The 14675-nt window shown below is 52.2% G+C and carries 11 protein-coding genes; 5 read left to right on the top strand and 6 right to left on the bottom strand.

Annotated elements, in window-relative coordinates; genetic code table 11:
* Window positions 1–2 precede the first annotated feature (2 nt).
* From DY252_RS05750 to DY252_RS05735, 4 genes are all read right to left on the bottom strand, one after another.
* Window positions 3–2609, bottom strand: a complete 2607-nt coding sequence (locus tag DY252_RS05750; protein WP_064787292.1) for a tectonin domain-containing protein — start codon at window positions 2607–2609, stop codon at window positions 3–5.
* 29 nt (window positions 2610–2638) lie between these two features.
* Complete coding sequence (locus DY252_RS05745; protein ID WP_165374898.1) at window positions 2639–4345, bottom strand: hypothetical protein; 1707 nt, start codon at window positions 4343–4345, stop codon at window positions 2639–2641.
* 429 nt (window positions 4346–4774) lie between these two features.
* Window positions 4775–5830 (bottom strand): helix-turn-helix domain-containing protein, encoded by a 1056-nt coding sequence (locus DY252_RS05740; RefSeq protein ID WP_082923313.1) that lies wholly within the window; start codon window positions 5828–5830, stop codon window positions 4775–4777.
* A 369-nt stretch (window positions 5831–6199) separates the two neighbouring features.
* Window positions 6200–6706: a hypothetical protein gene (locus DY252_RS05735; protein ID WP_064787295.1), complete on the bottom strand. Its 507-nt coding sequence runs from the start codon at window positions 6704–6706 to the stop codon at window positions 6200–6202.
* Between the two features lie 680 nt (window positions 6707–7386).
* On the opposite strand from DY252_RS05735, the gene DY252_RS05730 reads away from it, so the two are divergent.
* Window positions 7387–7791 (top strand): hypothetical protein, encoded by a 405-nt coding sequence (locus DY252_RS05730; protein ID WP_064787296.1) that lies wholly within the window; start codon window positions 7387–7389, stop codon window positions 7789–7791.
* 123 nt (window positions 7792–7914) lie between these two features.
* Window positions 7915–8748 (top strand): DNA adenine methylase, encoded by an 834-nt coding sequence (locus tag DY252_RS05725; RefSeq protein WP_064787297.1) that lies wholly within the window; start codon window positions 7915–7917, stop codon window positions 8746–8748.
* Window positions 8749–9221: 473 nt separating this feature from the next.
* Here the strand turns inward: DY252_RS05725 and DY252_RS05720 are convergent, their stop codons facing one another.
* Window positions 9222–10235 (bottom strand): phage portal protein, encoded by a 1014-nt coding sequence (locus DY252_RS05720; protein ID WP_064787299.1) that lies wholly within the window; start codon window positions 10233–10235, stop codon window positions 9222–9224.
* 1 nt (window position 10236) lies between these two features.
* Entirely contained in the window at window positions 10237–12021 is a 1785-nt protein-coding gene (locus DY252_RS05715) for a terminase large subunit domain-containing protein (RefSeq protein WP_064787300.1), read from the bottom strand.
* A gap of 149 nt (window positions 12022–12170) precedes the next feature.
* Here DY252_RS05715 and DY252_RS05710 point away from each other — a divergent pair, with 149 nt between their 5' ends.
* The 3 genes from DY252_RS05710 to gpM are packed head-to-tail and all read left to right on the top strand — an operon-like array spanning window position 12171 to window position 14666.
* The gene (locus tag DY252_RS05710; protein ID WP_064787301.1) at window positions 12171–12956 is read left to right on the top strand and encodes a GPO family capsid scaffolding protein; all 786 of its coding nucleotides are present in this window, start codon (window positions 12171–12173) and stop codon (window positions 12954–12956) included.
* Between the two features lie 43 nt (window positions 12957–12999).
* Window positions 13000–14007, top strand: a complete 1008-nt coding sequence (locus DY252_RS05705; protein ID WP_064787302.1) for a phage major capsid protein, P2 family — start codon at window positions 13000–13002, stop codon at window positions 14005–14007.
* Window positions 14007–14666, top strand: coding sequence for a phage terminase small subunit (gpM, locus tag DY252_RS05700; protein ID WP_064787303.1), 660 nt, complete (start codon window positions 14007–14009; stop codon window positions 14664–14666). The genes DY252_RS05705 and gpM overlap by 1 nt, the downstream gene beginning before the upstream one ends.
* Window positions 14667–14675 lie beyond the last annotated feature (9 nt).

Genomic DNA, 14675 nt, shown 5'->3' with positions numbered 1-14675 from the left:
TCCTAATCGCGTGCCCGTTTGACGAGCGGTGTGTTGTCCACACTCAGCCAGATGCGTCCGTCTTCTTGGACGTCGAAGTTTTCGGCTCTGGAGTTCTTGATGAGATCAAAGCTCTTGTTGGTCGCATTCCAGCGATAGACGTCGTTATCCACGCTGCGGATGAAGACTTCGCCGTTTCGCGAGACCCGGATCGCCTGGGCCTTTTGCCCCTGACGCGGGCGCTTTTCGAAATCTGATCCCGTCCATTGTCGGACATATAGATTGCGATCAACAATCCACACATCTTCACCCGGCCCGACCGAAACGTCGAACAGCGAATTAAAGTTGCTAAACCGTGAAAAGCTGCTTTTGTCGGGATCTTTGGAATACAGCCAGTAATCACCACCGGTATAAAAGATCGCGTAGACTGTATCGTCAGGAGCAACCGAGACGCCTTCGGGTGTCAAACCATTGACCGTGAATTCCAGCTGGCCGTTATTACGTTCTCTGAAAAGGCCGGTCGACGGAGATGTGGTATAGGCCCAGATATCACCATTACTTGTTATGTCAAAATCCTGCACATTGGCGTTCTGGTTTCCCAAAACGGTAGTTTCACTCACAAATCTTTTGCGGCGTTCATCAAACACAAACATTGCACCCGATTGCGTCTGACCACCTGAATAGGAATAACCGTAGACGACGTTGTTGTTGCCAATGGCAAGCTTGATATCGGCGCCAGAGGGTGCTGCATCCGTGTTTACAGTGTCGAACCGGATGTTCTTGGTGAAGGTGAAACCTTCGACAGCGTTTGATGTGACTGACGTTGTATCGCCACGACCGTCCATTTCTTCGGACGTCGTTGCCGCTAAGCGGACATCATTACTTTCATCACGCTCAAAGAACTGACTGGATAGAACCGATCCATCCTTTGTGACCACCCAAGGGTAACCTTGCGGTCCAGCCGCCACGCGTTGGGGCGTTTGACCTGTAATCCGGATGGTTTCAAAGCCTGCTGTATCTGAGTTGTACCGGCGCAACAAACTCTCTGGCGTTACGATCCAGACAGTCCCATCCGAACCGATTGCCAGACTGGATGCTTTTTGGCTGACATTCTTGCATCCCGTTTCGTCGCAATATTGCAGGAAACCATTTTCACCAATAGTCCAGGTACTGCCATCCGGCATTACGCCGACCGCAACACCACTACCATCAATCGGTGTCGCGACAGTGCCGTCACGCTCAATTCGATACAGGCGCCCTTGTGCGTTCACCGTGACAACATCGCCGTTTGCGCCAATTGAAATATCCGCAGCTGTTTGGCCAATCACTTGCTGCCAATCTCGCCCGGTATGGCGAAAAACCCGACCAAGAGCCGAAACACCCCATGGATTGCCATCCGGGTCGACGGCAAGACGAACAAGGCTTCCGGGAAACTCGTTGAACCGTTGTCTGGTATTTGACCAACGCAATATATCGCCACCACGAATGGCGAAAACGCTGCCATCCCGGCCAATGGCGACACGGTCTGCATTGTCTCGCGTATCGGTGAAAGTCAGGGTCCCGGAATAGGTCCGGGCTGCCAGATCATCGGCAATATTATCAGAAACAGGTCGTTCTGTTCGCTGCCCATTGCCCAGACCAGACTGGTCATTTGATGCCGTTTGCGTTTCTGCTGGCGGCGGTGAAACAGGCTCTGCACGAGGCAGCTCTGCGCGCGCGAGCGGTGCTGCGGGCGGACTTGCGGATGGAGCGTCAGAAGTAATTTCATCCGCCTTTATATCATTCGCCTTGATGTCATCCGGGCGGGCTTCCGGTGCACTTAGCCACTCTGGACCAGTTTCTTGATCTTGCGGCTCGATGCCAGATGATACAGCAATCCGAACCTTGGCCAGAATGCTGTGATCCTGCAATATGACCCACGGTGCCCCCGAACGTGTTACCGCGATGTCGGTTGCCGTATCCACACCCTTAAGAAGAAACCAACGCTGATCACGCTTCCGCCAAAGCATTACCCGACCATCCGGGTGTACCTTCGCCACACGTTGATTGACGCCTGCTGCAATGTCGTGTGCCTGACCGGGCAGTGTGTGCCACCCTTCGTCATCAAGCATCCGGATTTCATTGGTCGGGGTGACCGCCCACAAGCGTCCGTCCGGATCGACGGCAAGACGTCTCGCAATGCCGGTTATGTTTTCCCAGCTATGACGGAGTTCCAACCATTTATGAACGGAGCCATCCGTCTTTGCGATATATATTTCGCCGCCTGCATTGCCCGCCACATCAACGACATCACTGCCTTTGCGTTCCCACCACAGACCGTTATAGCGATAAACATCACCATCATCGTCAATGACCCAGGGGCGGCGCTCGGCTGCACCGGTGATGCGCGCAAATGAGCCCGACATTGAGCGCCACCGTTCTTCTTGCGGATCCCAGCGAAGCGGGGTTCCATCCACCGAGATGGCATAGGCTTCGCCAATTGCAGTCACCGAAATGTCCTGTGCCTGCCCGGGCAAAGTGAACCACATCCCATCATCAAGTACCTGCGCGGCATGGCTTATTGGCGCCATTGCCTGCAGAACGCCGGCAAGCAAGACGACCAAAACAATGCGGCATGAAAGTCTTGTCATGATCAAGCCTTTCCGTTGGTGGATCCGGTTCACGACTCTGCAAGAAGATGCTTGCGAAGCTCCGTCAGGTTTTCTTCGACGCTGGTGTCTTCGAACGATGAATTGAGTTCCATGTCCCCACTTCGGAATTCGTCGAAGAATGCCTTGCCCTGAAGCTTGTCCAGGATGTTTTCAAACGTGGGCCGTGGCGTGAACCAGTCACTGTGGCGACGTTCGAGCCGCGACGTCTCCTGTTCCAGTTCAGACATGTGACCGCTGATGCGTTCGCGATCTTCTGCAGACTGACGCACATAATGTGGTCGTCGCGGTGTCAACAGGATCAGGATTGATTTTTCGAAATTGCGCTCGGTGCGTTCGGAAAACAGATAGTTCAGGATCGGCATATCCTTAAGCACAGGCACACCGTCTGAAACCTTCGATGTCTCGCGCTCGCTCAATCCACCAAGGATCAACGTTTCACCAAACTTCATCGTTACGGTCGAATTAACATTTGTCTTTGTCGTATCAAGTCGAAACTCGAACACAACGGAATTGGATGGGTCGGTCAGGAAGGTACGCTCTGCCACCACATGCAGTCTGATGTCGTCGTTTTGAAGAACCTCTGGCGTGACGGCAAGTTTCACACCAACTTCTTTCTGAACAGAGACACTGTCCCCATTGCCGCCAGAAACAGCCGCAGCAAGAATTTCCGTTCCCGAAAAGAACTCAGACGTTTTACCACTTTGTGCAACGAGGCTGGGCTTGGCCAGAACCTGATTATCCGCGTTCAGCGAATTGGCAATATTCAGCGAATAGTTTACCGCCGGAATGCTGATCTGCGAGGTGATGGTCTTGGTGCTTTCCTCAAGCCCAGTACCCAGGAAGTCACGTGTTTTGGTTCGTGTAATCCCGGCTGCCGGGGCTCCTGTCAGGGGGTCTCCAAATTGAAGTTGCAAGCCGTTTAGAAGGTTTACCCCGCGCGAATCGCGCAAATCTTCCTGTGTGCCGATCAGGACAACATCAACCACCACCATTGATGCGTCCGTCGAATTCGCTCTGGTTTCAACACCATAGGCGTCCGCAGGATCATCACCATATGCATCAAAGGGGTCAGGTGAGCCTTCTCCATATGGATCGCCAAAGGGATCGCTTTGATAAGTGGTGCCCCCACCAGCATAGGGATCATAACCACCCTGCGCCAGAATGACCTGAGCATCGCTTTCATAAAATGATCGCCAATTATCAACCCGGCGACGAATGAACGGCAGATCACCCTGATCGGCGGCAACGTCATCATATTTTGCCAATAGGCGATCAACCCCAGCACGGTCATCCATCGCCGCAAGTGCCATCATCCGGGCTTTGAGGATTTCAGGACGCCTTTGAGCATCGGGAAGAATATTTGAAAGGCGCGAAAGTGCCGCATCCGCTGTTTGCGCATCGTGGGAAAAGTACGATGCTACGGCGAGATTATACAGCACATCCGGGCTGTCAGAACGATATATCGCCACATAAGAGAAATGCTCTTGTGCCTCTTGGTAGCGACGCTGACTTTTGTAAAGCAGCCCCAAATGATAGTGCGCTGCAAGGTTGCCCGAGTCAAATTTCAGGGCCTGACGGTATCCTTGCTCTGCAAGGGTATATTTGGCCGTATCACCATCGTCACCAAGTTGGTGATAAACATAACCGTTCAGGAACTGCAAATGTGGATTGGTAATATCAAGCTTCAGCGCAAGATTGGCCGCGCGCGATGCCAAATCAAGCTCACCGTCTTCAAGGGCACTAAATGCCTCTGAAACAAGGAGCTGAACCTGATTTCCTTTATATGGTTCATTTTCCTGAGACGACGCTGTTAGACCACCTGAAAGCAGTTGCGAAGTCCCACCACCGTCAAGCGTTTGACATCCTGCGACCACAAGCAAAGTTGAAAACGCTACGCCCCGACATAGCCGTACCGAGAAATTCTGCATCCCATCCTACTTAATCTGTCCCCGATGCGTCATGACGCATACTCTTCATGTCCGAACTGATTGCTTTTGCTGCAAAATTTGCGCATGCACGAACATGTTTTCGACAGGTTAGTCAGACCTGAGCCGCAGTTACAGGGAATGGCTGTATGGGAAAGGGACAAAATTGTATGGAGAAAGGAAAGCCAAAATTCGCGCCACAAAAACGGAATCTTGATTTCATGCGTTCTTTAGCAGACGCACTACAACCGGTCTGGCCTGTTTGGCGAATTCAGCCGGGGTAACACCATATTTCTGGTTAAAAGCCGTTGAGAAGTTGGTCGAATGGTTATAGCCGACTTCCCATGCGACCTCCTTGATCGCCATATCGGTGCTTTCAAGAAGAGTTTTGGCCTTCTCAAGACGCAGGCAACGCAACACCTCAAAAACGGTATCGTTGTAAAGCTCCCGAAAAGCCTGATTAAGACGCTTTTCCGTTGTTGAAAACCGCTGTGCAAGATCGGCAAGACTAGGTGGTTCGCGCAAGTTGCTTTGTAACAACTGATAAGCGTGCTGCGCATTATCGACATCCGCACATCTCAGGACCATGCCTTGATCTTCGCCACGCGCGCGTAACGTTTGCTCTATCAGCGCAAGATACAAAAGCCCGATGCCCTCCATCTTGATCTGTTGCAGTGACTGCGCAGCATCAATATTCAGGTTCTGCAGCAATGTATCGCGCATCGTACTGGTTACAGAAAAACGGACAGAACGGATGTCGTCTGTATTTGTGCACAGCAGTGGCTGCAAAGCTTCCGGGACATCATTATCGAAGTAGCGCTCAAAGACATCCACCGCGAGACTTAACCCCAGGGATTGAACGTTTTGCCCACCCGGCAATTTAAAAGTCGTGCTAAGACCGTTATGCACAAACAGATATCCTTGCATGGGAGAGAACACGAACTCGGCGCCATCCTCAGGTTGGATCATCGAATACTCGCCCTCAAGTGCAATCATCGCGATGATCAAACGTTTGCCTGACATGGTTTCCGCCTTGATAACCATGTCCTGTTCAACAGGAAGGCATTGATAATCAACACTTCCCCCATTGGACAATAAAACACGCTGATGATGACGGTCGATAACCCGATCTGCGAGATCACGCTCTTCATCGACAAGAATCTTGTCTTTCTCGCCTGTCGGAAGCTCGAGCGTCATCTCATAACGTGTTCCAACAACTGCCTTCTCAGGCGAATTGCCGAAGGCTCGATCTTGTGTATCCCGGCTAGACGCCATCAACCAATCCCGTTTTTGATAAGGCACTGTTTTTTATCAGTTGCACACAACCACTATACTTATGGTCAATTCCAAAAACTATGAAACAATAATTGCAACACCTGCTCGGTCGCATTGAAAACAACAATGTCATAACCCCGAATTATGACAATTCGGGTAGCTGTCGGATCGAACTGATTTTTGCGGGAAATTTGAGAGCGATGGAGCAGTGAGTACGTTCTGTAATCACTGCTCCACGGTAGGCCCGGAGGGTGTATTGAGACCGGGAAAAATCCAACGAAATCAACGGCAGAACGCCCACACCGGAGACATTCTAGCCCAAATACAATCAATAGGTTAGACACAGGGTGTCCCACGATAGACTGGCCATCAATCGGGCTTTGAACGATAGATCGTCATCGTCTTTTTGATCGCGTCGATAAGGCCGAGCGCAAAGCCTTGATGATAGCTGAGATCACCTTTTTCGTGGAAGTATCTGAACTCGACAAATCCGTCATTGATCAGCTTCAATTGGTTGCGGTAGTCCATCCAGTTCGCACCATACAGACCATGCATTTGCGTAGCGAAAATTTGCTCTCTAACTGCCTGAGGCAGCGTGTTGAACAGCTTTTCAATCTCGTGGCCACTGACCTTCTCGCCAACAACTTCATGCAGCGCCTTCAAATACAGTTCGACCGAGAACGCCAAACAAACGAAATCGACCACACCTGTAGGCATCTCATTCCCTCCATATATCTCTGAAGCTGGGGGCAAGTGAGGTTTTTCTTTATTCCGGGAAACGGCGCGATTTTGTCTCTCAAGACGCTGTTCCGCCTCATGCTGTTTCAAAACATGATATGCATTGAGAAAGGACTCCGCTTGGAACTCAATCAACATCGTCACGCTCCGCTGTTTAGCCTTTGAGGGGAACTGAAAGGATAAGTCTTTCGCTTGCTATAGTCTGTCAAAATTTGAGGCCATCGGAAAAGGGTAACAAGAGTAACAACTATATAAATATTCTATCTAACTATCTATAAAATATAAGAAAATCACCAATCACTAAAAAGTTGCAATAGGGTTGCAAACGGTAACGATGTTACCTTTTGGTGGAGTTACAAAATGAATAAAGAAAATCGTTTAATATCAATTCTGTAACCCTTTACCGCTCAAAATGTTACCCTGTGTTACCTTCTGAGGTAACGCCATTGCATCAATGAAATTAGATACTTAACCCATAATTTCATCACCTGTGACGCTTGTTACCTTTTTCCGACGCGACAACCAAAAACGTGGCTGTGAAAGCCATCTGGCTAAGTCACCCTGTCAGGTCATCAGCGCAAAACAGTGCCGAAAAATGCAGAAACTTTTCTGTTTTGAAATCCACGGGAAGCGCAGTCTGCCGCTTACTTCAGCCCTTCTCACGCACTGCAGAATTTTCAACACATAAAGAGCGAAGGCGCGGAGGGGGGAGACTGCGATTTTTTGGCTGTTTTACCCCCGGCACCCCCTATCGGGCATTGCCATTTAAGCGGGATTTTCTTATAATTTAATCAACCATTAAGGAATGAGGTGTCCCGATGAAAAACCTGATCATCAAAGCGGCATGCGCCGCCCTTCTTGCCCTGCTTGGCAGTGGCATCATGGTATCCCCCGCGCTTGCCGCAGAATGTGCACCGGGCACGGCAGCGCATGAGTATGAAGACTGGAAGTGGATCGAGAACAATGCCGCCCGGACGGCAGACAGCTATGCCGCTGAACATCAGCCCATGGCAACCTATATCCGTGCCACCACCGAGGTGGTTTTTCTTGAAGGCCGGGAAGGCTATTTCGTCTATCTGGAAAACACCAGCAGCACCGGTGCCATCAGCACGGCCATCCTGCAGCCGAACTTTGATTTCTGTGATGATCCGGGAAAGCTGAATGACAGTGACCCGAACCTTTTGACCGTGGTGCAAGGCACATACAACGGGCAACCGTTCTAGCCGCTGAGTGGTTGGACAGGGCAATATGCAACCATAAAAACATACAATAAAAGAAACTCTTTTTTAGGTTGTAAAGGTCGGGGGAAGCCCCGGCCTTTTTCATTTGCCTGAAAGGTTGCCTGAATGAACGTTCAATCCCCTGACCCCGCCGATCTTTTGCCCGTCAAGCCTGTTCACCCGGTCGCGCCCTATGTCGGCGGGAAGCGCCTGCTGGCCAAAACACTGATCGAACGGATCGAGGCCACACCGCACAAGCTGTATGCCGAACCGTTTGTCGGCATGGGCGGCATCTTCCTGCGCCGCAGGTCCGCACCGCGTGCCGAAGTGATCAACGACATTTCCAAGGATGTCCATGGCCTGTTTCGCATCCTCCAGGACCATTACAGCTATTTTGTCGACTACCTGAAATTTCACCTTGCCAGCCGGGCGGAATTTGAACGCCTGCTGAATGTTGCCCCGGATACCCTGACCGATATCCAGCGGGCCGCCCGGTTCATTTACCTGCAGCGCTTGTCATTTGGCGGCAAGGTCGATGGACGCAACTTTGGCACATCATCTGAACGACCATCACGGTTTGACCTGTCGCGTCTGGTCCCGATGCTGGATGATCTGCATGAACGGCTTTCCGGGGTGGTGATTGAATGCCTGCCTTATGCGGATTTCATCACCCGATACGACCGGCCTGAAACCCTGTTTTATCTTGATCCGCCCTATTGGGGATCTGAAGACTATTACGGCAAGGAAGTCTTTTCGCGTGATGATTTCAAACAGCTTGCCGGGATCCTGTCGGGGATCAAGGGCCGCTTTATCCTGTCATTGAATGACACAGAGGGGGTCCGGGAAACCTTTGCCGATTTCGCGATCGATGCGGTGCAAACCCGCTACAGCCTGAACGGTTCAAAGCCTAAAGAAACCGGCGAAGTCATTATCACCAATTTCCATCCAACCACGACCTGATTGACGAAAACCAATCAAGGCGCAAAGCTGGGCTTCTCGACTGGAATGCCTCCCTGTTTGCGCCCGAAGGCCCGCGTTTTTCATCAAACGCGGGCCTTTTACTTTGCAATGAAAATGGGCCGCCCGGAGGCGACCCATTCCATTTAGGGTTGGAAAACTCGATCAAGCATTGCTAGATATCTATCGGGACAGGGCCAAAGGATGGCCCAATGCAGGATCAGTTCGACACACCCGTTTTTACCATTTGGTCGCGAAAAGAATTTGCTGCGCTCGGCTGCACATGCGGTTGCGGCCGTCGCAAGTATGTTTTGCTTTGGCAAGATATCTGCAAACGCCATATGGGGTTTCATACACCAAGAGAGATACAAAAAAGGCTGCGCTGCAAAGTATGCCGCGCAACCCCTGTTGATGTCGTTTTGGTTACCTATGATGATTTGGACCGTTGGCGATAGAGCATCATTATTTTCTCTTGGTCACGCTTCCTTGACCTTGCCGACATAATCACGGAATTCAATCACCTTTTCCCCGGTCATGTCGTTCAACCCTTCGAGGGCCGCCATGATCGGGCGGATTTCGTTATTGTGGAATACCTCGGCAGCGTCCTGAATGCTGCCGAAACCACCGGCATTGACAGGCACGATGCCAAGCAGTTGCGGCGGCACACGGTGCGCGGCCAGAATGTCATCGCGGGTGACATTCTTCATGCTGGCAAATTCGTCTTTGGCCGCGACTTCTGACAGCGGCATGATCTGAATACCGTCCTTTTTGCCGTTCGGACTGTAATAGAACAGGTTGCGGAAGTTGCCCGGTCCCTTGGCATCCTTCATGGCTTTGCGCAGGGCATCGACATCTTCAGGGTTAGCCGCTGCATCATTTACATACATCACAAACCCGGCATGACTGCCATTGAGGTAATACTTGCGGCGAAACAGGGTGGCGGCCTCGTTCAGCCAAGCCGACTGCAGGGCCGCGACGTAGGTTGGCAGACCATAGATTTCCTGATTGATATCGGGCTCCTGCAGGTGAATGATCGCGCCGTCTTCAAATTCATGTTCCTTGCCGTCGATCAGCATGATGAACCGGCCATCCTTTTTCGCCCGCGTCCATCGCGCTAGGCATGTGGTCACCTCAAGCAAATTGCCCATACGTGAAAACCGCTGTTCGGCAAACAGGTTGCCAAACACCAGATAATCGGTCGCCAGACGGGTGAATTCGTGGCGCTTGAGGAACTTTGACGGGATAAAATGCGCGGCCAGTTGGTTGACCTTGAAACGGATCGCGCTTTCATGGTGGGCGTTTGATGGCAGCGATTTCGCCAGACCGTCAAAACTGATTGGCGGCTCATAATAGGATCCGTTGAAGGCGGAATGAAAATAAGACATCACATCGCGCTTATTCAGGACCGGCTCCGGTTCGCCAAACGTGAACAGTTCGGCCTTTGACTTGTTTGCTGGGGCTGGTGCGTCCACCTTGGTTGCCTTCGCCATGTTAGCAAATCTCCACAATGGATTGACGCTGGCTGTCTGAGCCGACGGCAACCCCGGTTTCGTTGAAATCAAGGAAGTCGATGCGATCAATCGCATGCATGATTGACCACGCCACATCGGCATGGCCGGTTTCTTTGGACCGTGAGGCGGCAAAGGTCATCTGGCCGCCCGATGCTGTGCTGGTTTTGCGGATCGACATGAAGGCCATGCAGACATCCGACCACCCAAGATCAAATTGAAGCATGCCCTTGCTGATCAGGTGCTTTGCCTTCAGGACCAGACGGGTTTTGACCTCGGCAGAATATTTGATCGCGACGGCAGCCGGGAAGAACGCCTGGACAAGCTGGAAGACACCACTGCCGATCTGGGTGGCATCAATCCCGATGTGCTGAACATTGTATCGCTGTGTCAGGCGGCGAATGGTTTCGGCCTGTGCTGCCCAGTCAGACCCGGTCGCGTTGATCTTTTCGACAACGCGATATTTGCCCTTGCTGCTTTGGGGTGGTGCCACGACTGTAATCGAGGCTTGGTCACCCGTTTCAGATGGATCATAGCCGATCCAAACCGGCAGGTTGCCAAGCGGTCGATCGGCAAACGGGGCAAAGTCCTTTTCCCAGACTTCCCATGCATCGACCATGCATTTGCGCAGTTCGTCAAACAGGAAGTAACTGGCGGTGTCATCGACCCATTCGCACATGAACAGGTTGCGGAAATCCTGATCGTTGTATTCGCGCCTTAGCTGGTCGATATCAAACAGGTCGCAACCGGATTCCACTGCATCAATGATCGTGACCGACTGCCGCCACTGACCATCCGGCCCGACCGACCCGTGTTTCAGGGCTTCATGGGAAACATCAAATTCCGCACGATCTGCCTTTGCCCGGCCCTTGTTATAGGATTCCCCTGACCAGAATGCATTGGCATCGTGATTGATGGTCGACGGTGTCGAGAAATAGGTTTTCCGCCATTTCTTGTGCGTCGCCATGGCAGACGCAACCTTGCGGAATTCAAGGAATTTGCTGATCCACGCATATTCATCCAGATACACATGACCATGATAGGATTGCGCGGTTTTGCTGTTGGTGCCAAGGAAGTAAAGGGTTGCGCCATTCCAAAGCACAATCGGATCGCCCTTTAATTCCACCCCGGTCACCTCGCGCACGAAATCAAGGATGTATTGCTTGAAGACGTGGGCCTGTGCCTTTGAGGCCGACAGGAATATTTGATTGTCACCCGTGGTGATGGCATCGATCAGGGCTTCACGGGCGAAGTACCATGTTGCGCCGATCTGACGCGATTTCAGGATGTTGCGTTCGCGGTACTTTTTCGCAGCCCCCCAATCAATCTGATAGCCATAAAGACCATCCTCAAACGCCTTGACCAGCATTTGCACCTGTTCATCGGTCAGGGCATTTTTGCCTTTGGCCTTGGCCTTTTGCTTTTTGGCCTCGTTACGGTTTTCGATATTGGGGTTAAGGTCGGCTTCCTTGCCGGTGCGTTCATATTTCTGAATGCGCGATGTGCGTTCCAGAAGGATGCCCAACTGGTCAATTTCCTTGAGATCAGTCTCTGTTTTTTCTTCCTTGGCGATCAGACGCAGCAGACGGACATCGACCGAGTTTTCGAGCTTGGCCACAAGCGGGGTGTCGTCCCATTTGTCGCGGCGCTTCCATGCGTCAACAGTCCCATAAGGCACGGCCAGCCGCTTTGATATCTCGGCCACGCTGTATGCCTGATGGTAAAGGTTTCGCGCTTCAATGCGTGCGGCTACGTCGATGTCTGTCATGCCCTCAAGTTACAGAGGACGCGAACAACAGCATTTGCGGGGTGGTTGTATGCCCATCGAACAACCACCGGGGATTTGATGTTTTTGCCTGCTTGCAAGCAGCATTGGCCGAAATAGCGCCGATCCCTGACCCAACAGAAGCTGAAGCGATGAAAACCAAATTCTTCCGCGTAGCGACTTCCGGCAAAACCATTGATGGCCGTGAAATCACCCCCGAACAGATCAACCAGATGGCCGCCAACTATGACCCGGCCAAATACGGAGCCCGGATCAATTGCGAACACCTTATGAGCCTGCGCCCGCAAGGTGAATTCCCGGCATATGGGGATGTTCTGGCGCTTAAGGCAGAAGACGACGGCAATGGCAACCGCGTGCTGCTTGCCCAGATCGATCCGACCGATGACCTGATCAAACTCAATAAAGCCCGCCAGAAAGTTTACTGGTCGATCGAGTTGAACCCGAACTTTGCCGGTACCGGCGAAGCCTATTGCCAAGGGCTGGCCATCACGGACAACCCGGCATCGCTTGGCACCGAGATCATCAAGTTCGCGACCCAGAACAAGGGTGCACTGCCCGACAACCTGAAGTCGGAATGCGTCGAAGCTGAAACGTTTGAGGCGGAAGACGAACCGAAGCAGAAAGGCCCGGATCTGTTCACCAAGGTAAAACAGATCCTGTCTGGCAAAGAAAAGGCCGATGACGCCAAGTTCAGTCAGGTCGAACAGTCCACCCTTGCGATCGCAGAACAGGTGACCGCGTTGTCCGACGATCTGGGCGACAAGGCTGGCGCCAAGGATCTCGAAGCCCTGCAGGCGGAAGTGACCAAGCTGACCCAGACCGTTACCGATCTGACCGCGAAGCTGTCGAAGGAACCCGCCACCCCGGAACGCGATAAAAGCACCGGTGCTGCATCCGAAAACATGACCGACTGCTAATCAGCAGTCGGCCTTTTTCTTCTGCCAACAGAACGGAAATCCGATGAAAAACACCACTCGCAGCCAGTTCAATGCCTATGCGGCACAGATTGCGGCCCTCAACAGCGTTGACGACGCAACCGTCAAATTTGCTGTCGAACCGTCCATCGAACAGAAAATGGAAGATCGCATTCAAGAGAGTGCTGACTTCCTGAAGGACATCAACATCCTGCCTGTCGATGAAATGTCAGGCGAAAAGGTCGGCATCGGCATCGACAGCCCGATTGCAAGCCGCACGAACACTGTTGACAACGACCGTTCCCCGCGTGCTGTCGGCGACATGACCGGCAAAACCTACGAAGCCAAAAAGACCGACTTCGATACCTATATCACCTATAAACAGATGGATATCTGGGCAAAGTTCCCGGATTTCCAAGCGCGACTGCGCAACAAGGTGATCGAACAGATTGCGCGTGACCGTCTGATGATTGGCTTCAATGGCACATCAGCGGCGGCTGAAACCGACATTGACACCTATCCGATGTTGCAGGATGTCAACATTGGTTGGCTCCAGCACATCCGAGCCGATGCCTCGGAACGCGTGCTTGATGGCATCAAGGTTGGTGCTGGTGGCGACTATGAAAACATGGACGCTGCAGTGTTCGACGCCACGAATGAACTGCTTGATCCGTGGTATCGCGAAGACAGCGAACTCGTTGCCATCACCGGTCGTTCGCTTCTTGCCGACAAATATCTCGGCTTGATCAATGCCAACGACGCGCCGACCGAAAAGAATGCGCTGCGCACCCTGATGGCCAACAAGACGCTTGGCAATCTTCCAGGTCTTGGCGTTCCGTTCTTCCCGACACGCAGCCTTCTGATCACAAAGCGGTCCAACCTGTCGATCTATTGGCAGTCGGGCAGCCGTCGTCGCCAGATTATGGACAACCCGAAGCGCGACCGCGTTGAAGATTTCAACTCTGTCAACGAGGCATATGTTGTCGAAGACTTTGGCGCTTGCGCCTTCCTCGACAACATCCTGTTGCCGGATGGTGAAGGGGGTTGGGCATAATGAAATCCCCGGCACGCATGCATTTTGAAAAGACGCTTGCGGCGAAACAGACTGCAGCACCAACCGGTGCTGCAGCAGTTCCGGCAGAAGCCGGTATCGCCGCAAAATTCCGCGCCCTGCTTGGTAGCCACAAGGCGATCCTGAAGGCCATTCAAAGCAAGGTTGAAAAGGCCAATGTGAAGCGCGAACTTTTGCCGGAATACGAACCCTATGTTGAAGGGGTGCTTTCCGCGCAATCTGGCGCACAGGATGATATTTTGGTCACCATCATGCTGTGGCGTCTTGATGCCGGTGATATCGCCGGTGCGCTTCCGATCGTGGCCTATGCCCTTGATAGCGGCATGACCATGCCGGAAGGCTTCAAGAGCAATATCGCGGCCATGGTTCTGGACGTTATCACCGATAACGAACCGACCGATGAACAGCTTGACGTCCTGCTGGAAGCTATCGAACTAACCAAAGCGCACGACATGCCAGACGAAGTCCGTGCCAAGGCGCACAAGGCTGCCGGTCTGCTTTTGGAAGAAACCGATCCGGCAAAGGCCTTTGAACACTTCAAGATCGCTTTGGACTTCAATTCCAAATGCGGTGTCAAAGGTCGCATCGACAAGCTGGAAAAACAGATCGCGGAAGCCGAACAGAACAAGGCTTCCGACTAACGTGGTCCC

The organism is Thalassospira indica (assembly GCF_003403095.1).
Classification (GTDB): domain Bacteria; phylum Pseudomonadota; class Alphaproteobacteria; order Rhodospirillales; family Thalassospiraceae; genus Thalassospira; species Thalassospira indica.
This window is presented reverse-complemented; position numbering and strand designations above follow the sequence as displayed.